At 38.5% G+C, this 23478-nt stretch carries 16 protein-coding genes; 6 read left to right on the top strand and 10 right to left on the bottom strand.

Annotated features, from left to right (window positions below; genetic code table 11):
• Positions 1-489: 489 nt before the first annotated feature.
• Positions 490-1140 carry an NAD(P)-dependent oxidoreductase gene (locus Q360_RS0111720; RefSeq protein WP_027077274.1) on the bottom strand — a complete coding sequence of 217 codons (651 nt, stop codon included), beginning with the start codon at positions 1138-1140 and terminating at the stop codon, positions 490-492.
• Between the two features lie 216 nt (positions 1141-1356).
• Positions 1357-3135 (bottom strand): aspartate--tRNA ligase, encoded by a 1779-nt coding sequence (gene aspS / locus Q360_RS0111715; protein ID WP_027077273.1) that lies wholly within the window; start codon positions 3133-3135, stop codon positions 1357-1359.
• Positions 3136-3392: 257 nt separating this feature from the next.
• On the opposite strand from aspS, the gene Q360_RS0111710 reads away from it, so the two are divergent.
• From Q360_RS0111710 to Q360_RS0111700, 3 genes are all read left to right on the top strand, one after another.
• Positions 3393-3740, top strand: coding sequence for a toxin-antitoxin system YwqK family antitoxin (locus tag Q360_RS0111710; protein ID WP_027077272.1), 348 nt, complete (start codon positions 3393-3395; stop codon positions 3738-3740).
• Positions 3741-4420: 680 nt separating this feature from the next.
• A complete protein-coding gene (locus Q360_RS0111705) occupies positions 4421-7366 on the top strand; it encodes a SusC/RagA family TonB-linked outer membrane protein (protein WP_027077271.1) in 2946 nt (981 codons plus the stop codon).
• Between the two features lie 10 nt (positions 7367-7376).
• Positions 7377-8708 (top strand): RagB/SusD family nutrient uptake outer membrane protein, encoded by a 1332-nt coding sequence (locus tag Q360_RS0111700; RefSeq protein ID WP_027077270.1) that lies wholly within the window; start codon positions 7377-7379, stop codon positions 8706-8708.
• Positions 8709-9160: 452 nt separating this feature from the next.
• Here the strand turns inward: Q360_RS0111700 and Q360_RS0111695 are convergent, their stop codons facing one another.
• From Q360_RS0111695 to Q360_RS0111670, 6 genes are all read right to left on the bottom strand, one after another.
• A complete protein-coding gene (locus Q360_RS0111695; protein ID WP_027077269.1) occupies positions 9161-12661 on the bottom strand; it encodes an efflux RND transporter permease subunit in 3501 nt (1166 codons plus the stop codon).
• 93 nt (positions 12662-12754) lie between these two features.
• Entirely contained in the window at positions 12755-13927 is a 1173-nt protein-coding gene (locus tag Q360_RS0111690) for an efflux RND transporter periplasmic adaptor subunit (RefSeq protein ID WP_027077268.1), read from the bottom strand.
• 28 nt (positions 13928-13955) lie between these two features.
• Positions 13956-15296 carry a TolC family protein gene (locus Q360_RS0111685; protein ID WP_027077267.1) on the bottom strand — a complete coding sequence of 447 codons (1341 nt, stop codon included), beginning with the start codon at positions 15294-15296 and terminating at the stop codon, positions 13956-13958.
• Positions 15297-15902, bottom strand: a complete 606-nt coding sequence (locus Q360_RS0111680; RefSeq protein ID WP_027077266.1) for a TetR/AcrR family transcriptional regulator — start codon at positions 15900-15902, stop codon at positions 15297-15299. It lies immediately after the preceding gene.
• Positions 15903-16007: 105 nt separating this feature from the next.
• The gene (locus Q360_RS0111675; protein WP_027077265.1) at positions 16008-16421 is read right to left on the bottom strand and encodes a hypothetical protein; all 414 of its coding nucleotides are present in this window, start codon (positions 16419-16421) and stop codon (positions 16008-16010) included.
• 11 nt (positions 16422-16432) lie between these two features.
• On the bottom strand, positions 16433-16939 hold the full coding sequence (locus Q360_RS0111670; RefSeq protein ID WP_245603247.1) for an RNA polymerase sigma factor: 507 nt from the start codon (positions 16937-16939) through the stop codon (positions 16433-16435).
• 165 nt (positions 16940-17104) lie between these two features.
• Between Q360_RS0111670 and Q360_RS0111665 the strand changes: the two genes are divergently transcribed.
• Entirely contained in the window at positions 17105-18079 is a 975-nt protein-coding gene (locus Q360_RS0111665; protein ID WP_027077263.1) for a polyprenyl synthetase family protein, read from the top strand.
• Here the strand turns inward: Q360_RS0111665 and Q360_RS0111660 are convergent.
• Together Q360_RS0111660 and Q360_RS0111655 are read right to left on the bottom strand one after the other, a co-directional pair.
• Positions 18076-19224, bottom strand: coding sequence for a lycopene cyclase family protein (locus Q360_RS0111660; protein ID WP_027077262.1), 1149 nt, complete (start codon positions 19222-19224; stop codon positions 18076-18078). The genes Q360_RS0111665 and Q360_RS0111660 overlap by 4 nt on opposite strands.
• Before the next feature lie 185 nt (positions 19225-19409).
• On the bottom strand, positions 19410-21854 hold the full coding sequence (locus Q360_RS0111655; protein ID WP_027077261.1) for a hypothetical protein: 2445 nt from the start codon (positions 21852-21854) through the stop codon (positions 19410-19412).
• A gap of 193 nt (positions 21855-22047) precedes the next feature.
• On the opposite strand from Q360_RS0111655, the gene Q360_RS0111650 reads away from it, so the two are divergent.
• Together Q360_RS0111650 and Q360_RS0111645 are read left to right on the top strand one after the other, a co-directional pair.
• Positions 22048-22710 (top strand): metal-dependent transcriptional regulator, encoded by a 663-nt coding sequence (locus tag Q360_RS0111650; protein ID WP_027077260.1) that lies wholly within the window; start codon positions 22048-22050, stop codon positions 22708-22710.
• A gap of 187 nt (positions 22711-22897) precedes the next feature.
• Positions 22898-23341, top strand: coding sequence for a hypothetical protein (locus Q360_RS0111645; RefSeq protein ID WP_027077259.1), 444 nt, complete (start codon positions 22898-22900; stop codon positions 23339-23341).
• Positions 23342-23478: the final 137 nt, after the last annotated feature.

Genomic DNA, 23478 nt, shown 5'->3' with positions numbered 1-23478 from the left:
GATTCTATTTTTCTAATGACGAGGTGAGCTTATAAAGTTGTTCCTTTAATTTGTGGTCGAATTTTTTTGGTATTAGGTTTAAATCATTTCCATGAATAATATATCTGCCTGTTTCTTCTTTACAATTAATTACAAAACGGATATTTAAATATCCAGAATCGATATACCCATTGTTTTTATAATGATAAAGGATATACTTTCGGAGTCTATTTTAGCCAGTATTCTATGTAGGTCGCTCAGGGTTGTAATAATCAAAGATATAGTCGCCACATGTTTGAAACCCTTCGGATAGTAGTGAGGTGTCTGCATTTATATAAGCGATACATTCCCTGTATCTATCTTGTGAGGGAACATATCTTTTGTTATACATATACCAAGAATAAAAATAGAGGCCACCTAGTAATAGCCCGATATTTAACAGCGTAAAAGTAAAATTTTAACCCATTTTTTCATCTCTTTAAGAATAAGTGAATTTTAATTTTTTCTTAATTATGAATTCGAAATAGTAACTATTTTTCTTTTGGTTTCGCTGTCCAAACAACCCACCAGAAACGTCGCAACTGCTTTTCTAGAAATAAATAATTGGGGTTTGGGTTCATTGTTCTTACTCTCCAAGATATCTATTTTTTTATTGAAGTTGGTTAAGCCAACAGGCCGCACAATAGTGTGATTTATATTCGATTTCCTTAGCAGTTCCTCTTGCTTTTCATGGTCTAAATAGGCATATTTTATGTTGCTGTATTTAATCGTCCATCGGAACCAAAAGGGAATATCGTTTCTTGTTTCTCGCACCCCCCAAGCGGAGCAAAGCACGAATTTGTTAATAGTGTTTTTCTCTGCAAGAGCTATAAGGTTAGCCATGGAGTCCGAAAGAAAAGTTTTTGGTGTTCTAAGGTTGGCCCAAGGAAAATCTGAAATTCTAGAAATATTCAATACGCTGACAACTGCTTTGCACCCTTCCATTGCTTTTTGTAAATCGACAGAATTGGTTGGGTTTCCTTCAAAAACTGATAGGTTATGGTGAGTTGGCAACCGTTCCGGTTTTCGCGCAAGACAAGATACGTGATAGCCTTTTTCTAAAGCATAGTTTAAAACGTGTTTGCCAGTTCTACCTGTTGCGCCCAGTAGTAGTAATTTCATGTTTTAAAAATAGTTAATTTGTTGTTTTGTGGTGAACATCTCACAGATTTCTAACAGTTTTTAAAACCAAAAAGGACCCCTCATTTGCCATTCCATTGGCTCGCCTACTGCTAACGCAGCATCGCCTTACTAGGAGGGAAACCTTGCGCTTAAAGCTTGAATTTGAAACTTTCCATCCACCCTAGTGCATTCAATAAAATATCTTTATGATTGATTCTATTGGTCTAGAGTCCTTGGCTCATGTTTTTTTATATCTAATTTCAAACTCAATTCTTTTAATTGCGCATCATCAATTGCAGCAGGAGCATCAATCATGACATCACGTCCGCTGTTATTTTTAGGGAAGGCAATAAAGTCACGTATGGTTTCCTGTCCGCCCAAAATAGCAACTAATCTATCTAAACCAAAAGCAATTCCACCGTGCGGTGGCGCGCCGTATTGGAAGGCATCCATCAGAAAGCCGAATTGTGCTTTTGCTTCTTCGGGCGTAAAGCCTAAATGTTTGAACATGGTAGCCTGAGTTTCTTTATCGTGAATACGAATAGAACCTCCGCCTATTTCATTACCGTTCAGTACCAAATCATAGGCATTGGCGCGCACTGCTCCTGGATCTGTTTCCAGTAGTTCCAATTGTCCTGGTTTTGGAGAGGTAAAAGGATGGTGCATGGCGTGGTAGTGCCCTGTTTCTTCATCCAGCTCCAATAAAGGAAAATCTATGACCCATAAAGGTGCGAATTCTGTGTTTTTTCGTAAACCTAAACGAGTTGCTAGCTCCATTCGTAAAGCACTCAATTGCCCCCTGACTTTATTCGTAACCCCCGAAAGTATGCAGATTAAGTCGCCCGGTTTAGCGCCTGTTGCATCAGCCCATTTAGCCAAATCTTCTTGATTGTAGAATTTATCTACGGAAGATTTAAAACTCCCGTCGTCATTATACCTGCAATAGATCATTCCTAAAGCCCCTACTTGTGGTCGCTTTACCCAATCTATAAGTTTATCAATTTCCTTTCTTGTATACGTATTTGCTCCAGGAACGGCAATACCTACGACCAATTCCGCGTCATTGAAGACCTTAAATTCTTTGTGTTGTGTAACTTCGTTCATTTCCCCAAACTCCATTCCAAAACGAATATCTGGTTTGTCGTTCCCGTATGTTGCCATAGCTTCATCATACGTCATTCTAGGAAAGTTGGCTACGTCTATATCTTTAATGGTTTTTAAGAGGTGTTTTGTAAGGCCTTCGAACGTATTCAGAATATCCTCCTGTTCCACAAAGGCCATTTCGCAGTCTATCTGAGTAAATTCTGGCTGCCTGTCCGCCCGTAAATCTTCGTCCCTAAAACATTTTACGATTTGGAAGTATTTGTCCAGTCCCCCTACCATCAATAACTGCTTAAAGGTTTGCGGTGATTGCGGAAGTGCGTAGAATTGCCCTTCGTTCATGCGGCTAGGAACCACAAAATCGCGTGCGCCCTCTGGGGTAGATTTTATTAAATACGGTGTTTCAACCTCTATGAATTCTTGCTCGGAAAGGTATTTCCGTACCTCCATTGCCACTTTACTTCTAAATATCAGGTTATTCTTTACCGGATTTCTGCGAATATCCAAGTAGCGGTACTTCATTCGCAGGTCTTCCCCACCATCCGTTTCATTTTCTATAGTAAATGGAGGAGTTTTGGATTCGTTGAGTACGAGAAGTTTTTCTACTAATATCTCTATCTGTCCAGTTGGAATATTGTCGTTTTTAGAGGCGCGCTCTATAACTGTTCCTTTAATCTGAATAACAAATTCACGGCCAAGGTTTCTTGCCTGTTCCAATAATTTGGGCGCTGTTCTATCCGCATCGAAAACCAATTGTGTTATACCGTCGCGATCACGAAGGTCAATCCAAACTACAAAACCTTTATCCCTTGTTTTAGCTACCCAACCAGATAGGGTAACGCCTTGGTTGATATGTGATTCTCTTAACTCTCCGCAGGAATGGCTTCTGTACATGTTCTTTTCTTTGAATAAAGGGCAAATTTAAGAAGTCTCATCCATTAAAGGTGTATAACTCTGGTTGGTTTTAATGGTTGAACAATTACTACAATATATAATTGGGTAATAATTTAAACAGCTATAATAGAACATGTTATAGTTACAATGTAAATTTAATGTAAATTAAAAGTTAGGTAATTATTGATTTAGCTTCAAATAACTCTATATTTGTAACGTTATTGTTAAGTAAAAGAACAGAATTAAAGAAGATAGTTATGAAGAAGTTGATATTTATTTTGATGATTACGTTCACTTTCGGTGCCGTGGCCCAGGACGTAGAACCTACGTTTGAAAAAGAAGGAAGTAAAGTTAAAGCTACGTACTTTCACACCAATGGAGAAGTTTCACAACAGGGTTACTTTATGAACGAGAAGTTAGATGGTGAGTGGAAGATGTTCAATGAAAAAGGCGATAAAATAGCAATGGGTAACTATACAAGGGGCGCAAAAACTGGAACATGGATGTTTTGGGAAGGTGATTCCGTAAAAGAAGTAAACTTCAGCAATAATAAAATTGCTGCTGTAACCAACAGTAAAAGTTCTAGTGCTGTAGTTAAGAATTAAGTAGAATATTTTTCCAATAATGAAAGCCCGTGCATAATTGTATGGGTTTTTTTATGAACGCAATCTACACACTTATATCCGCTAATACGAAAACACATGCTTAGCTGTTTTGTTTGTGCATACATGATTATGCTTATTTCCTTATTACATTCCGTTGTAAATATGCCTTTTTTTAAATAGAATAAATCGTTTATCGGCTTCTAGTTTAATTGCAGTAAGTATAGTTTCTGGTGTTTAGTCGTTTTTAGAATGGATGCTCTGGAACACTTTACTGGGATATTTGTTTAATTTTCTTGCTGCACTACTGTAGTTGTTCGCCTACCACCATTTAGTAATAGGTTTCTTATGTGTAGTTAGCCTAAGTGCCTTCAGCAAGGTTTAGTTTTAGAACTTTTTTATTCTGGATGATTCATCTTAAGGTGCATTGCCCCCTTGAATTACTTTCTATCCCCTTAGAATAGGCTATTTATTTATTTTAAGATGAGTTTACTGCTTGCGATGATTTCATTGTAAACTGGTTTTATGATTTTTTTTATGGAAAATAATAAGGATAATGCTTTATAATAGGTGAAATTTAAGAATATGATATAAATCTTAAAAAAATTGGCAAAAAGTATTAAGGATATTTTAAATCTTTTTTTACCTTGGATTTATATTTACTAAATCAAACCTATATGAACATGAGAAAAGCTTTACGCAAAAACGCGATGGCACTTGTGTTGTTCTTGTTGCCATTAACTATGATGGCACAAGGAACAATACAAGGTGTTGTCTCCGATGAAACGGACGTGCCTGTACCTGGGGCGAGTGTAGTGGTTAAAGGAACCACTAACGGAACAATTTCCGATTTTGATGGTAATTATACCATAACAGTGGATAGCTTTCCGCTCACCTTAGTATTTTCTTCTATAGGATATGCTACTAAACTAATTACGGTTTCCGATGCAGCTACTTTGAATATGACCTTGGCCGAGTCTGTAACCGGTCTTGATGAAGTGGTCGTTACCGGCTTGGCATCTTCCGTAAAAAGAGAAAATTTAGCCAATGCGGTAGCTACTGTATCTGCTGACGAGTTAGTAGGAACAACAGGGCAAACTACAGTAGATGGTGCGCTTTATGGAAAAGTGCCAGGACTTAATATCACTTCTTCTTCTGGTGCCCCAGGTGGGGGTTTCGCCTTACGGCTTAGAGGTATTTCTTCTATTAACGGTAACAACCAGCCCTTGATTATTGTTGATGGGGTGTATTACAATAATGTTGAGATTCCGTCAGGTTTACGTTTCGCATCCGGTGCAAACCGAGGTAACGAAGAAAATTCTGGAAACAGATTGGCAGATTTAGATCCCAACGATATCCAGAATATTGAAATACTAAAAGGATCTTCCGCAGCGGCTATTTATGGTCAGCGTGGTGGTGCTGGTGTTATATTGATTACGACCAAACGTGGTCAGGCAGGTAAGACCAAAATCAGCTTTAGTCAGGATGTGGGTAGTAACACTATCGCTAACCCATTAGGGATGCGACCGTGGACTGCGGACTCTGTCGAGAGCACGTTCAACGCAGCCGAACGAGCCAAGTATGAGGCAACGATAGCAGCAAATGGAAGATTATACGATTACGAGGATATTATTTACGGCGAAACCGGTTTTATAACCGATACTAGGTTGAACGCTACTGGAGGTAATGAAAAAACTAAATTCTACATTGGTGGTGGTTTTAGGGACGAAGAAGGTATAATTAAAAATACTGGTTTTGATCGACTGACTTTACGAGCCAATATTGAGCATAAAATATCGGATGTATTTGATTTTACTTCTAGTACCAATTTTACAAGAAGTAATTCTAGCCGGAGTTTTACAGGTAATGAAAATGAGGGTGGCCTTAGTTATGGGTACACCTTGGCGTTTACTAGACCCTGGAACAATCAATTCCCAGATGATAATGGGAATTATCCTAATAATCCAAACTATTCTGGTAATGCAATTTTTGTCAGGGACAATGCCTTAAATGAGGATAGTAACAATCGTGTTGTTCAAGGGATGACCTTAAATACTAAAATATTGACCACGGAAAGAAACCGTGTGAAATTTGTTCTAAGCGGTGGTTTAGATTATTTAGCCAACGAAACCTATGTATATGTTCCAGAAACGCACCAGGCGCAGATAGGAAACCAAGGCGGTTTTATAGCTCAAGGAAAAAATAATTTTACCCAGTTTAATGGGCAGGCGATAATGCTTTGGAACCATGATGCTATGGATGGCGATTTAGGTCTTACTACCCAAGCAGGTATTACCTACCTTTCTCAAGAGGCTAATTTGGTCAATAGCCGAGGAGCCTTATTAGCTGCTGGACAAACGAATGTGGATAATTCTGTGAACCAGGAAATAGATCAATTTTTAAGTAGTGAAGAGGATTTTGGATATTTTGGTCAAGTAGAGGCAAACTATAAAGATCAGTTTATTGCTACCGTAGGGTATCGTTTGGATAAGTCCAGCAGAAATGGTGACCCCAATAAGTTTTATGGTTTTCCAAAAGCTTCGTTAGCCGTTAATGTTGCCAATTTTGATTTTTGGAACGTTGAAGCTATTAGTCAGTTGAAGTTTAGAACCGCGTATGGAGAAACAGGAAGTCCTGCTAACTTCGGTGCTACTTTTACCAGTTTAGGTGCCAGTAATATAGGTGGTGCTATTGGACAGTCGGTTTTAGGATCCAAGGGAGATCCAGGTATTGAACCTGAAACCTCTGCAGAATTTGAAGTCGGTTTCGATTTAGGTCTTTTTGATAATAAAGTAGCGTTTGAAGCTACTTACTATAATAAAACTGTAAACGATCTTATTCTAACAAGGGCTTTACCATCTTCTTCAGGATTTGCCTCAGAAACGACTAACCTTGGCGATCTAGTCAATAAGGGCATTGAACTTGCTTTAAGAGCTGATGTAGTTGAAAACGAAAATTTTAAATGGAATACAGGATTGAATTGGTTTAGGAACCGATCGGAAATGACCCGACTAGACGTGCCTGCGTTTCCACAGCCCGGTGCAGGTTTCGGACTTGGCTTAGGAACAATTTTTATTCAAGAAGGAAAACCTGTAAACCAATTTGCTACCAATTTGGACTTGGATGGTGACGGGGTTACTGAACCTACACAAATAGGCGTAGCGGAACCGGACTATCAAATGGGCTGGAGTAATAACATTACCTTGTTTAAGCAGTTCGATATTTCGTTTATCTTTCAGATGAAAGTAGGAGGGGATAACCTAAACCTTTCTAAGTTCTTAACCGATTTAGGAGGTGTGACCCCAGATTTGGAAACTCCAGAAGGGCAAGCGAGATTGGCTATACCTGCAAACGGACAGCGTTTTCTGGAGCCAGCCGGTTACTTAAGATTACGTGAAGCGGCTGTGTATTACAGGTTGCCGTCTGATATTGTAGCCAATGTTTTTGGTGAGACCGTTGAAGCCGTTAAATTTGGTATATCTGGTAGAAACTTATTCTTAGTTACAGATTATTCAAGCTATGATCCGGAGGTTTCTGTAAATGGAAGTGGAGGTTTGTCAACAGGAATAGAAGTAACTCCTTTTCCAAGTTCACGTCAGTTGTACTTTCACTTAAATGTTAACTTTTAAAAAATTGATGATGAGAAATAATACAAAAATAATAACCCGATCGTCATTTTCATTGCTATGTGCACTACTAGTGTTTTCTTGTAGCATTGATACCGTGGTAGATCCTAATGGCCCCAGTATAGATGGTGTGGGAGCAAATGCATCTAAAGGGCAACTGAATGAACTAGTCACGGCTATAGAATCTACCTTAAGAAACGGTTTGGGAGGTGCAACTTCGCAAATGGGTTCCATGGCACGAGAATTATATGTTTTTAACGCCGACCCAAGAAATACAGGTGACGTTCTTGGAAAAAACGGGATACCACTAGACCCTAATGGTTTTTATGTTACGGGTTTATGGAATTCTAGTTACAGGAACATTAAGAATGTAAATCTCTTGCTAGACGCAGCTGCGAATACTGAGTTGTTAAGCGATGCAGAACAAAGCGGGTATTCCGGTTTTGCAAAAACAGTGAAAGCGTATCGGCTTGTGCAATTAATTAAGGCGCATGGCAAAGCAAGGATAGTGGTGATTGATCCCGAAAATTTAGGTCCAATCGTAGAATTCGACCCGGCCATGGATGCAATTAGGGCATTATTGGATGAAGCAAATACCGAGCTAGGTAATGCGGGCGACAGTTTTGCTTTCTCTCTTAGCGACGGTTTTGAAGGTTTTGACACCCCGAGTACGTTTGCACAGTTTAACCGGGCTGTAGCCGCTGTAGCTGCTTTATATGATGGAGACAGTGCAGGAGTATTAAGCGCATTGAACGCTTCTTATTTTGATCTTGCCGGCGACTTGAATGTAGGGCCTAAACATATTTATGGATTAGGCGCAGGCGACCAACCGAATCCAATGTTCAAAGTGGCATCTACACCCGATTTACCTAATAACGGTGATCAATTTATTGTTCATAATAGTTGGATTACGGAAGCAGAAGCTGGTGATGCAAGGGTAGCTGCAAAATCTGCGGTTAGGCCAGATGCAAGCAGCCAAGATGATCTTAACGGTACTCATGAAACAACATTGTATGCAACCAATGTATCCGATATAGCTATCATTAGGAATGAAGAATTAATATTGGTCTATGCCGAAGCAAATATATTAGCTAGTGATTTGCCAGAAGCAGAAACAGCACTAAATATAATACGCACTTCTGCGGCACTACCTGCCTACAGCGGGCCAGTTACGGCAGATGCATTGACTACAGAAATGCTAAATCAACGACGGTATTCACTTTGGGCAGAAAATCATCGATTCTTTGACCTAAGACGGTACGGTTTATCCAACACTCTACCCATAGATAGAACCGGTGACCAGATATTTAACCAACTTCCTATTCCTTTGTCAGAAAACGAGTAGTGCAGCCAGTTATATAAGATAATGCTTGTTTAGAGTTGGCCATTGGCAACAACAAACGGAGTCGAGATGCTATGAACTAAAAAGGTTCTTAGTTATCGACTCCGTTTTGATTTAAAACCTAAGTTAAATCTTTTAAAAATAGATTTGTGATATAGGAAAAAATAGAGCTAGCGCTGTCGTTCCACCCATTGCAGCTGCATATGTTTGCCAGTAACGCAGGTTTGGCCAGAACTCTAGTGCTGAACGAAAGCTCCTTCCAACGAATACTAGATGAACAGAGGTTTATATCGCAGTGTTTCTTTTACGCGTTCAATTTCTTAGTAATTCTGATAATGCATATGTATAGGGGCAAAATTTATTAGTGTTAAGAAATTAAAACACCCTTCTAGCTAGGAAATATTGGTTTTCAAGTTAGAACGGTGTTTTGGTAATTCTCTTACTTTTAATTACGATTAAGCCGCAGTTTCCAAGGTGTCTTTGGAAGTTTCTGTTTTCTTTCCACGCCCCTTTATCGCTGTTTTAATCCGATAGGTAATATTGAAAAGTACTGGTACAATAATCAAGGTTAAGAAGGTAGCGACTATCAAACCAAAAATAACCGTCCATGCCAAGGGCCCCCAGAAGATTACATTGTCTCCGCCGATATAGATTTTTGGGTCAAAATCCGTAAAAAGTGAGAAGAAATCTATGTTTAACCCTATCGCTAATGGAATCAATCCAAGAACTGTTGTAATAGCGGTTAAAATAACCGGTCGTAATCTCGCTTTTCCACTTTTAACGATAATTTCCGTGGCATCATCCATAGGTAATAAATCCTTATCGCCTAAATCAAGTTTTACTTTTCTACGGTCAATTAATATTTGTGTATAATCCAATAATACCACCCCATTATTTACCACAATACCTGCAAGAGAGATGATTCCCATCATCGTCATCAGAATAACAAAAGACCAACCGGTAATCATAAGTCCGCCGAATACACCTATAAAACTTAGGAAAATAGCGATCATAATGATAAGGGCTTTGGAGATACCACCGAATTGAAAGATAAGAATGAGCATAATAAGTCCAAGACCAGAGAAAAAAGCGCCAATCAAAAACTCCATTTGTTTGTTCTGTTCTTCAATCTCACCCGTGTAATCAACCTTCACGGTACCTGGAACACCATCATAGTTTTCCATCACTTTTTTAATTTCTTCTACCACCAATGCGGGATTTCCACCGGCTTTTAGTCCGGAATATATAGTTACGACACGGTTGCCATTTCTGTGTTTGATGGCACTAAAACCTGATGAGTTTTTTTGACTTGCCACTGCAGAAACAGGAACTTCCTTTATTTTACCTGTAGCCGCATCCCTGAAAATAATGTTTTGATTAAAGAGTGCATTTTTATCAAAACGGATGTCTTCGTTAAAACGTACGTTAATATCGTAATCCTCACCGTCCACTTTATAAACACTCGCTTTTTCTCCAAACAAGGAACGTCTTAATTGTTGCCCTACCTGGCCAACACCTACGCCTAGTTCACCGGCTTTTTGGCGGTCCACACTTACCTCCATAGAAGGCTTGCTCTGATTTACGTTAATCTTTAATTCCTCTACAAACGCAACGTTTTTAGTGTTGATAAAGTTTCGAATATCTTCTGCTGTACTGATCAACTCATTGTAATCATCACCTTCCAGTTCTATATTTACAGGATAGCCCGGTGGTGGACCATCTGCATTTTTTTCAACAGAAATAGATACACCAGGATAGATACCTGTGAGTGTTTTTTGAATTTCACCTCTTAGTTTCTCCGTGTCTAGACCGTTTCTGTACTTGTATTCACGCATAGATACAGTCACTTTGCCACGATGCGGCATCTCCGCAGAAGAACCGCCATCCGTTTGCGGGTTTCCAGCTCCCTCACCTACTTGAGAAACGGCAGATTCTACCAAATAATTCTCGCCCTTTGGATCTACATACATTTCCCTATTTACCACATCATAAACGCGACCTTCAATAGCTTTGGTAAGCGTGTTCGTCTTTGTGATGGAAGTACCTTCGGGGTATTCTATATAGACATAAATTTCATTAGGTGTATTTTCTGGAAAGAACTCAATTTTAGTTCTCCCTGACCCTACGGACATTCCAAAAAGCATGACCGTCGTAATTAAAAGCGCGAAGGTTAAACCAAAGAACCAATAGACGTTCTTGCCTCTTAACGCGTGTTCTATTCTTCTTTCGTACCAGTTTTCAAACCGTACCATGGTATTGTTCTGAAATTTGGTAGCCCATTTTTTAATAAGGTATTTGTAGACCCAAAATAGGATAGCGGTAAAGATCATTATGGTTCCCAAACCTCGCATCGCCCCTCCGAACACTAAAATGAAAATACCAAAGCCACCTAAAATCCCACTGATGCGAAACAGTTGTTTTATAGTGAGTTCCTTTTCCTCGGTATTCATGAATTGAGATACGAGCATAGAGTTCATGAAAATGGCCACAAATAATGAGGATCCCAATACCACAGATAAGGTTATTGGAAAGAAAATCATAAACTGACCAAAGATACCTGGCCAAAAAGCCAAGGGTACAAATGCCGCTACTGTGGTGACCGTAGAAATAATAATGGGAAGTGCAATTTCGCCAACTCCTTTTTTGGTCGCTTCTGTACGGCTCATCCCTTCACTCATTAAACGATATACGTTTTCTACTACTACGATACCATTATCTACCAACATACCAAGTCCCATAATCATTCCAAAAAGAATCATTGTGTTCAAGGTGTAACCAGCTAAATTTAATACGGCAAAGGAGATAAACATGGACATTGGAATAGCAAACCCTACGAACAGGGCGTTTCTAAAACCAAGGAAGAACATTAAAACCGTTACCACTAAAATAATCCCGAAAATGATGTTGTTTACTAAATCATCCACTTGGTTTAAAGTTCGGTCTGAAGAATCATTCGCTATGGAAATATTAAGATCTGCTGGATAGTAATTCTTTTTTGCTTTTTTTACGATTTCTCTAATTTGAGTTGTAGCTGCAATAGTATTTTTCCCCGATCGTTTTTTAATATCTAGCATCACTACGCTTTCTCCAAATTCGCGGGCGTAGGTGGTCTTTTCTTTTTCTTGGAAATATACTTTGGCTATATCTTTAAGATATACAGGGCCATTATCAGATTTGACAACAAAATTATTAAGTTCTTCTGGTTTTTCAATTTCGCCCAACACACGAATAGTACGCCTTTGTTCCGAGGTTTTAATATTCCCTGCGGACATGGTCATGTTCCCATTACTGATAGCCCCAATAACATCTTGAAAATTTACTTTGGACGCCATCATCTTGTAAACGTCAACGGCTACCTCCACCTCTTTTTTCTGTGCACCACGAATATCTACCTGTTTTATCTCTGGTAAATTCTCAATCTCTTCTTCTAGGTATTCCGCAAATTCCTTTAGTTTTTCTACAGGGTAATCTCCCGTAAAATTTACGTTCATTATGGGGAAGGATTCTGCCAGGTTGAGGTCGAAAATATTGGGTTCTACCTTTGCTCCGTTGAAAGTGGGCCAATCTTCACCTGCTTTTTCCCCATCCACTTCATCTTTTACCTTTTGTTTGGCTTGTTCTACGGTAATATCCTCGTCAAATTCAACCGTTATGATAGAGTAGTCCTCTTGTGAGGTAGACGTAGTCTCTACCACATTACTCACATTTTTTAAACGGTCTTCCAAAGGATCGGTCAATAAACGCTCAATATCTTCTGCGGTATTTCCAGGATACGGCGTGCTTACATAAATCTTAGTCTCCACAATCTCTGGATAATCCTCTCTAGGCATGGATTGATATCCTTGATAGCCAATGATAAGAAACAGTATAATCATGACATAGATGACGGAGGGGTTGTCAATTGCCCAAGAAGACAGACCAAATTCTTTATCCGCGTTTTTCTTTTGTTTACTCATTTTTGGTGTGTAATTAGTCGTTTTTATAAGGTGGTGTTCCTTCTTAAAACTTTTAGTTTTCTATTTTTTTCAAGCAGTTTTAGAATACATCAACTATATACTACTCAAAACCTGTACGTTCTGACCGTCCTTTACGCTTCTAGCTCCTTCTTTTATCAATAAATCACCTTCTGTAATCCCAGAAAGTACTTCCACCATATTACCTTGAGTACGCCCTGTTGTAATAATTCTTCTTTTTGCAATTGCCTTATTATCTTTTTTGTCATTGGCCACATAAAGATATTGTTGCCCATCAGCATTTTCAGAGATGATACCCTGTGGTACTAAAATTGCTGCATCGGAGCTGTAGTCGTTAAGGCTTACTTTTGCAGTCAGATTCGGTTTTATCGCATCGTTTATATTAGGAACGGCTACTTCAACCGTAAAGGCTCTGTTGCCGGGATTTATAAAATTACCTGTTTGTCGTATTTTAGAAATAATAGTATCTCCTAAAACCGGAAAATAAACTTTTGCTAGGTTTCCTTTATTAATATCGCTCAGGTAGCTTTCCGGGACATCTACTTCTATATACATATCAGATAGATTTACAATTCTAAATACTTCGGAGCCTGGGCCAGGCGCAACAACGGTTCCCTGGTCTTTTATCACGTCATCAATAATACCGGAGAAGGGAGCGCGAATGTTTGATCTACCTAACTGGCTACGGATTTGTTTAACGCTGCTTTCGGCAGCCACAAAATTTGTTTTAGCCTGCAGGTATTGGATTTCAGAACCGATTTTTTGATTCCAAAGTCGCTTTTGTCTCTCAAACGTAGTTTTTGCCAATGCGGTTTGGGTTTCTAATTGCGCAAGCTGACTCCCCATACCGCCATCATCGATTGTTGCAAGAAGCTGCCCCTTAGAAACGCTTTGTCCTGCTTTTACCAAAACGCGTTGCAAGGTGCCTTGCATTTCAGGATATATCAGCACGTTTTGTTTTGTGGCAACATCTCCCTGTAATTCTAAGAAATGATTGAATTTTTCTGCTTTAGCAGTAATAGTAGAAATAAGGGGAAGGTTGCTCTCACCCGTTTGCACTGCGATAGCGGAATCTAGTTGTTTTATCTCCACGCCCAGGGTATTATAGGTTTCGGAGATCTGGTTTTTCTTAGACCTAAGGATTTCTAGATTTCCTTCAGCAATTAAATCATCTACTGATTTTTCCCCAGAGCCTCCACAGGAAGCTATCAATAAGCTAAGGAGTAGTAAATAGGATATGTTTTTCATTATGTTGTAAGTTTTTATGATTGGTGTTTTAGGATTTGTTGTTGAGTATTGTTTCTAGTGCCGTCTTCTTATTAATAACCTCTACCATGCTTTGTAAATATCCCTGTTGGGCATCATAAAGCTGGGTTTGAGCTTGGCGAAGCTCAAAACTGCTAGCAAGGCCTTCTGCATATTTGATTTGATTTTTATTCTCAATACGTTCTGCCAAGTTTAAATTGTTTTTGGAAGTTTCATATTCTTCAACAGAAAGGATGTAATTGCTTTTAGAACTCTCTAATTGTAATCTTATTTGTTCTTCGGCCTCTGTCAATTGGGTTTTGGCTTTTTCTAAGGCTATTTTTGCGCGTGCCGTACTTGCGCTGCGCTTTCCTGAGCTGAAGATGGGAATACTAAGGTCAACCCCAACCACAGAGGATTCGAACCAATCTTGTCCGTTGTCTAAAAAAGCGAAGTTATCAGAGAATGAATTGGCTCCGTAGTTTACAAAGGCATTTAAAGTAGGCAAGGCTCTACTTCGAGCTAATTTCCATTCAAAGTAGCGTTGTTCGTTCTGATTTAATGCTAGTTTAAAATCAACGTTATTCTCTAGTTTGAAATCGATATCTAATAAACTAAAGTCTATTTTTTTCTCTGTTAAAATATCCAAATCTTCCTCTAATTGTGTGGGAGCGTCGATAGCTATACCCATAACCAGATTTAACATTTGTAGGGTAATGTCCTTAAGTCGAACTCCATTTTTTAACTGGTTCTCAACCGAAGAAAGTGTAATCTGTAATTGCTCTACGCTTTCCTCATCTCCAAGTCCGTTCTCGTAAATTTTAGTCGTCTCGAAAAGATTTTTATTAAGGTTCCTGATATTTTTTTCAAGTATTTGAACACTTTCCCTGGCAAGCAATACATTGCCGTAGGCTTCTGTAACTGCTTTGCGTATTTCTAGTTGGGTTTTTTCCTTGTTGTTCGCACTGTAGCTTAAAAACGCTTTTGTAGCCTGTACCCCTACAATATAGGAACCGTCAAAAATTTGCTGTTTTAAAGTAGCTGAGGCAACTGCTGATTGAGGTTGGCCAAAGATTACGTTTTGGAACGTGCCTGGCTCGCCGCCAAAAAATTCTGCTGGTATTTGAGCTACGGGTTGTATCAATTGATTCTGATACCCTATAGCACCCGTTATTTGAGGTAAACCAGTAGCTATTGTTTCCCATTTTTGCTTTTGTGCATCCAGCATATCCCGGTCTGCGTTAATAGCACTGTAATTATTTTCAAGGGCAAAGGCGATAGCTTCCTCTAAAGTAAACGTATAGGTCTGTTCTTGGCCAAATGACCAACTGCTTATAAAAAGGGCTATAAACAGTATTTTAAGTGATTGCATTTATTTTTCGTTTGAATTGATGATTTTATGTAAGATTATTCTTCCTTCTGGGGTAATAATTCCTCTAAGATGGTATTCTAAATAATCGTCCATTAGTTTTCTTATTGGGAATCTATTTACAGGAAATAATTTCAGGTCTTTAATACTGGTAACTCCTGTAAAATATATGCGTGCAACAAAATCTATATTAAGGTTTTCCCTGTATATTCCATGTTCCATACCTCTTTTGATATTTGCCAAAACACAATCTTCCATGATTTCAAACTGCCGAGTGTGCATAATCTTATGAATCTTGGGATAATATTTTTGAAGTTGATATTGTGGTGAAGATTTTTCGTCCTTTAGATGTAACATTACAAACTTCTTGATTTCGTAGAGTTCCTCTATGGGGTTCTTGTGTAATTCTCGAATATCATCTATCCCCGCTGAAATTGAATTCAAGAGATGTGATGTACTTTCTTCAATTAGTTTTGTTTTGTTTTCAAAATGGCTGTAGATAGTTTTTTTGGAAATACCCATTTCATTGGCCAAATCGTCCATGGTTACACTTTTGAAACCTTGTTCCAAAAATAATTCGGTAGCCTTATTAAGAATAGTTTCTTTCATAACAATATGCAAATGTACATCGGGAAACTATAAAAACATTAAAAGTTTCCTAAGTTTTGTAATTTTTTAACATTTCGGATTATTTTAGTTCGACTGTTAATGCCTTTATCCATTATTTTCCTCTTTCAATCGTTCCACATACAAGGTATAGGCTTGTTCTCCTTCTTCGTTCCAAAATTCGTCGTAGTGTTTCCATTTCGAGAAGTCTCTTCGGTACGATGCACATCTTCCCGATTTTGGATGATTTTCACTCTTTTTCCTACTACGGGGACCATCGCCACTGCCAAATCCGAAAATAATTTTTGCGAGGACGAGGACTCCTACTGCCTGCCAATAGCCAATCAAGGGCAAGTCAAAAAGTTCTGGCATTAACCAATTCCATAACCGCATTACTAGGTAGCCTACCAAAAAGGCAATAGCAATACCCAACAGGATAAAGAAGACTATTTTAAATCCTTTGGTGACATAGTTCTTAGTTTTTTGTTCTACTTCCATACTACCTTTTTCTTTATACGCCATGATGTTCTATTTTATGGTTCTTTATTAAACTCGATTTGTTTTGATAAGATGGCTATTGCCCTGTGTCTTCTAGACATTAAAGTACCAGCAGAAATACCTGTTTCCTTAGAAATTTCTCGGTACGTGTAGCCCTCAAAATCTATAGCTAGTATAATATCCCTATAGCAAGGTTTTAAGGCTATAATAGCGTTTTCTAAATATGTTTTTAACTGATTGGAATAGTTTCTGCTATCCACTTCATAAAACACCGATGCAAATTCTGTCCATAGCTGTTCTAGTTCATCTTCATTGTGAACCCGTTCTTTTTTGGTTCTCATGGTATCGATAATTTTATTCTTTATCGCATGGTAAACAAAACCTCCAATATTGGTAATGGGAAGCGCTTCAGGAGGTCTAGAGAAAATCCTAAGTGCAACGTCTTGGATAATATCTTCAGCATCACTTTCTGATGTATGTTTAATTTTGGAGCGTACATATCCCTTTAAGGCCTCATATTCTTCCTTAAAAAAATCATTCAAGTATTTGCGCTGTTGCTCTGGCACCCCTTTGGTCTATGTTTTGGTCTTCAATAGTAAAGACGAGGATTTTGAAATCTATTGCATTGATACTACTTTTTAGCTATATGATTGACGCTTATGAGCGGTATTTGTAACAATGGGTGTATTTTTGAAAAAAATCATCCTATGCATTCCATAGAAAAATACCGTGAGGAATTTATCTCCTATTTGGAGTCTAAGGCCCTAGTCCAAGAACCTGTTAATTTATATGAGCCTATTACCTATATTTTAGGTTTAGGAGGAAAGAGATTACGGCCTGTATTGGTTTTAATGGCGACGGAAGTGTTCGGAACAGATTATAAGAAGGCATTGGATGCCGCCTTGGCTATAGAAGTGTTCCATAATTTTTCCTTGGTACATGACGATATTATGGATGATGCTCCTTTACGAAGGGGAAGCAAAACCGTGCATGAAAAGTGGGATATTAATACAGGTATCCTTTCAGGCGATGCCATGCTTATTAATGCATATCAATTATTTGAGAATTATGAAGGGGAGACTTTTCGCGATTTAGCCAAATTATTTAGCAAAACGGCACTACAGGTCTGCGAAGGACAGCAATACGACGTTGATTTTGAAACACGTGACGATGTTACCGAAACAGAGTATCTAAAAATGATAGAATACAAAACAGCGGTCTTGGTCGCAGCTGCTCTTAAAATGGGTGGAATTATAGCCAATACTTCGGTAGCCGACCAAGATAGTATGTATGAGTTTGGACGTAATTTGGGTATCGCTTTTCAACTTCAAGATGATTACTTGGATGCCTTTGGGGACCCAGAAACTTTTGGCAAGCAAGTAGGCGGTGATATTATAGAGAACAAGAAAACCTTTTTGTATCTAAAAGCCTTGGAAAAGGGAACACCACAACAGCAAAAAGAGCTTTCGGATTTGTTTTCCATTCAGCCCAATGACCCCTCTGATAAGATTCAGACCATTACAACCTTATTTGTAGAAACGGGTTCTTCAGAACTAACTCAAAAGGAAATTGAAACGTATACCAAAAAAGCATTTGCGGTGCTAGAAGGGCTGAAAATAACGGATGACAAGAAGAATTTACTCCAACTCTTTGGAGAGAATTTGATGCGCAGGAAGGTTTAAAAAATTCTTCTGAACAACGCTTTAATAAAAGGAATTATTGGACTTCCCATCATATTGCCTATGTCTTCGGCAAAATTCGTATCCTCGTCCAAAAATTTGAAGACTTGCTGTGGTTTTCTGTTTTTAAACAGGGTTTCAAAAACGTTGTATCCTTTGGCATTATCTTTATAAAGTACATCTAAAAACAAGAGATCATAAAACCAAAACTTGGTTTTATAGCTTAGGGTATCTAAAGGTTTTCCAGATTTTATATGTGCAATTAGCTTGGGGGTCTTTTTTGCCGTACTTCTAAAGGTATATCCCGTACTAGGTTTGGCCCAGCCGCCAGCAGTACCTATATAACGCATGTTTTTTGAATGATGCTCCTTAAAATCATAAGCAGTCATGGGAATACTTCCCATCTCGGTATCCATGATTTCATAGTCGGGACAATCGAGGTTATTTGCCAGATAGTCTTTGATGGCCTTCTCATATTCTGCTTTGGGTAGCAAATGTTCGGAAAACAAGGTGTATTCTATAAGCGCTTCGTTTTCGGAAGTAGGCAGCACATACATAAACCGCGTATTTCCTTTTTGCGGTATAGAGAAATCCATATAGGTAGCCTGATCGGTATCAAAAACAGGTTTACTAGTTTTTACGAACCACCCTATAAAATGCTGTTGAAGCACGGGATAAGTTGTTTGATGCCTTGTCATATCATAGCTAAAGAGGCTATTAAATACGTTCCGCCCTGTGTAGTTTTCTTCTGCTGTTTTTACGGTTACTTGGGTACCGTCATCTAGTACGTCTGTAACTTCGGCTTGTTTGAAAATAATTCCTGGGTGGTTTTTAATTCGGTCTAGAACGGAGTTATAAAAATCAATCCCGCGAATCATTTTATAGGTATACGGGTTGATATTAAAGCGTTTTGCAAATTTTTTCCCTGCGAAGTAGACGTGGTTCCATGTTTTATCAACTATAGCGTCAAATTGGCCTTCTCCTTTTTCCCAAAAGCACCAGGTACGGTCATTGGTTGTTTTGGTATCCTTATCTAGAATTAGGATGGACTTGTCCTTAAAAAAGGAATCTTTGCCCATGGCATCTACCAACATGAGACCTGCGGCACCAGCTCCAATAATAATATAATCGTAATGTAAGACGGTCATCCATCAAAAATAGGAATTAATAGTTGATTTAATGGTTGTGAATCGTAGGTTGTGAGATAATTTTTTAATGTCAGATAAGTAATAATATTTAGGTTTGAAATTTTGTATGTTATTTACATAATCTTGATAGGAGGGTTGTTTTTGGTAGACTTTTTAGGATTACTGTCTTGACTAGGAAAGATGATTTACTCCCTTAAAACCAAAGTTTGGTGCTGTACTCTCGCCCGTATTTCTAGCTTGAGATGTGCCTCTTTATCTGACGTCTCAAAATCGCAGTCTAGGGTAATGGTATTCTTGCCCTTTTTAACTTTAAAATCAGAAAGGTCTAGTGCTATTTTGCGATTAATTTCCCAATCGGCATTGTATAAAATCAGTTCGTTTCCACTGGTATATTGGAGCGTCTGGCCTCGTTTTATTATGACCGGAATCTGAATCTTCTTATAATTATTTAGCTCTAACGCTATTCCACGTACATCACCGTCAGTTGCAGACAAGCTAAAACTGCCTACCTGTTCGGCTGCCGGATTATGGAATGTGAAGGTAGAATGTACTGGTTCTCCAGGTTGCCGCACCTTTTTTTCATGGATAAAAATTTCTGAATAAAACTCTTGCCAGTTCCATTCACCATCCTTTATTTTTTTAATGGAAAACTCTTTCGTGTTATCCCGCATCAGTTCTTTCTGCGCTTCGGTAAATGAATTTGAAAGTCTTAATTTTTCCCAGTCGCCTATCAGTTCTAATATTTTATCGGAGTTGCCATTCTCGGCAACAATCTCCAAATCTGTTACTAAGGCATAGCCGGCATCGTAACCAGCGGACTTGGCTAACATCCACTCCATATCTTCTATACTGGTTTCAGGGGCCATTTTAAACCAGCCTAGCATGCCTGGCATAAAATTCCGTTTAAAATAAGCCTGATTGTTAAACCGGTATTCCATCTGACTTTCACGAAAACCGGCATACCAGGGTTCTCCCCAGTTCATACGGGTGTAGATATGCCAAAAAAAATGTGTGGTGCGACTGGCATCTATGATGAGATGATTCTTTAACTCATCGGATAGGTTTGTATACCAAACATAGGGCATTAAAGATTCGCCGTAGGTACCCAACCCCGTAGATCTGTTTCCTTCAAGACCATCAAAGGAAATTTGTCGTAGTCCTGTTTGGTTATAGATGTCGGCCAACGTTTCAGACATTTCCTTGGTGAGGTCCGCATCGGTTAAAAAGACCTTGTAGGCATGGTCTAATAACTTAGAAATGGTGTCCCCAGCCTTATGATTCAGTATCTTGGTTTCAAATGCCCCACGTTGGCAATCCAATAATTTCCATGGCGCTTCTTCAGACACACTACCATAGCGTATCAGTTCTTCACCTAGCATCACAGTTTTTAAACTATTGTTATTCATTTGGTTGAAGTAGTCTGGGGCTTGTATTGTTATTTCGGTAGTTTTCATATCAATAGCGCTCACAAGAATGGAACTCCCTACTTTAGCAAGTCTTTTGTCTGGCACAGGCGTAACGTAAGGGTCATCTGTTGAGATGAAATTTGATAAACAATGCGTACCTAGTTTTATGCCCTGTGCTGTAGCTTTTTCTACACATTCTTTTAAACCTGCTATCCCATTTGGGAACTCTCCTTTATATAACTGAAAATGGCCCCAGCTTTCAAAGGTTTTCCCGTAGTGGTACAGGTAATTTAAACCGGCTTTTTTAGTTAATGCAAGCGCATCATCGATGGTCTTTTCCGTAAAAGAAGTAATGAGATATGCGGCGGCGGCATTTCGGTTTGTTTTAGCCCATTCGCCGTCAATCATAGGATGGGGTAGTCCTTCCGCGATTTCAATAGCACCTATAGTTTCCAAGGTTGCAGCTTCAGCACTTCCAAATAGTGCTATTTTAGAACCAATAATACCGCCATCATCATAGGGTGGGGCAACGATTTTATCATGATCAAAATCTGAAAATATCCTTTCGGTAGTTCTATTTCTGCAATATGCTTGTAAGCTACTTCCATTGGCAATGGGCATTGCAGCTTCAACCCGATACAAGACGCTACCATCAGATTTGGGATGCATACCGTTTAGCTCCTCTTCTTTAAAAATATCGAATGCGGGCATGCGATCGCTTTCGTTCCATGGGTATCCTCCAAGCGTTTTAATATTTAAGGATTGTATGCCTATAGCAAAATCATCATCCCGTACCACACCCACAGTTTCGCTAATTATTTTTTGTATAGAGGTGGGGTAGGGTCCCCAAATAATTAGCTCAATAGTATCGTTGTTTGTTATGGATAGTAGTTCAAATGTAAAGTGGGTATTCTTTTCTTTTACTTTGATGGTGGCGACGATATCATTTTCAAAATTTAAAGTAATAGTACTATCGGTAGCTGTTGCAGCTTTTGGATACATGATTTTATTGTTAACTCTTACGGATAGTAAGGGAGCCAACGAGTCTTTTAAAATATAGTCTTTGCCGGTGCTTGCATCAATAAAATGTACAAATAATCCTGTATCATCCAGTGCAATTTTTAACGATGGGGTTGCTAGGTCCATGATTATTGCGTCTGACTGTCTAGCGCAGGAAGCAAGGGTTAAAGTGAATAGAAAAAGAACTCCATATATTTTTTTCATTGTTTCATTCTATTTGATGGTTGCCTTTCTGTTTGCAGCTTTGTTTCGGATGTAAGCGCTGACTTGACTGTTAATCTACGAAAAATTATATTTCAGTCCATTTGAGAAAATACGTCTTTGCGGGGTATGCTGATTTTTATTTCAATCTAACTTCGTTAAGAAGCTTGTATTTTAGCATAAAATCTAAGGTATTATGACTCCTGCAGAGGAAGACTACATTAAGGCTATTTATCATTTGAGGAAGGAGGGGCAGGCTATGATTAGCACAAATGCGATTGCTGACAAAATGGATACCAAACCTTCGTCGGTTACGGATATGGTCAAAAAATTAGCCGACAAGCAATTGATATCCTACAAGAAATACAAAGGAGTTTCTTTGACCAAAATGGGTAGTTTATGCGCACTTTCGGTAATTAGAAGGCAACGCTTATGGGAAGTTTTTCTTGTTGAAAAATTGGATGTTTCCGAGGATGAGGTAGCCTTGTTAGCAGAACAACTGGAACATGTAAAGAGCGAGCAGTTAATAGTTAAACTAGATGCTTATTTGGGGAGTCCTAGTGTAGGATTTTTAGGAGCACCCATACCGTACAAGGATGGGAAGTTTAAGAAAACGGTCAAGATGCTATTGAATAAGCTTTCGCTTGGTGCAGAAGGAATATGCGTGGGTGTAAACGATACGTCAGCTGGATTTTTAAATTTTTTGGAGAAGAAACGTATTTCTCTTGGGGATACTATTAAGGTATTAGAACGGGAGGAGTTCGACGGTTCTATGAAGATAGAAATCAAGCAAAAGGAAATTCAAATATCGGATCAGATTGCTTCAAATCTGTTCTTAGAAGTTACAGAAAACAAATAAGGGGCATAATTACTTTGGCTACGCTGATTAATCTAAATTTACTGTCATTAAGCGTACTTCGCAAGAAGCTCTTGAGTTCTGAGTACTATTTTGGGCCGAAACAAGGTATTAGAAATGAGTGTTTTCGAGGTACGAATAGATTAATATTGTTTTTCAGTTTGGGTAAGATAATAAAAATAATAATGTAATGAAAAGTAACAAAAGACATTGGTTTTGGAATTTATTGTTGGTGCTTACAGTTATCGTATGCGCCTTTGCTTTGACCATGCATTATAAGAACTGGGTGAGCGTAAAGTCAGATTATATACAGGTAATGTCCGGTTTTTATAACCAATCGGTACATTATAATGAATTGGATAGTGTTGTTTTTGTAGCACGTTTACCACCTATGGAACGTTTAAACGGCTTTTCTGCCTTAGAAAAGGAAAAGGGGATTTTTAGAGCGTTTAAAGATTCGCTTACCGATAAAAAGGTCTATGTTTTTGTGGACAATATATCCCAGCAAAAGATTAAGTTGGTCTATAAGGATTCCGTAAAGTTGTATCTTAATTTAACCGATTCGGTAAAGACGGTGAACCTCTTTAATTCCCTTGTTCCTATGCTTCGCGGTGAAATTGACGCACCCAACTAAGGCTAAATTCTTTGTTTAAAAGTATATTATTTATTATGAATAAACATTCACACCTTTTTTTAGTAATCCAACCAAAATGCAATAAGTTATTTAGTACCTTATATTTGATAGTGAACATGGCCTATTAATTGCCGCGT

The organism is Maribacter antarcticus DSM 21422 (genome assembly GCF_000621125.1).
Lineage (GTDB): Bacteria > Bacteroidota > Bacteroidia > Flavobacteriales > Flavobacteriaceae > Maribacter > Maribacter antarcticus.
The sequence above is the reverse complement of the archived record's forward strand: the minus strand, read 5'-3'. Positions and strand labels throughout refer to the sequence as shown.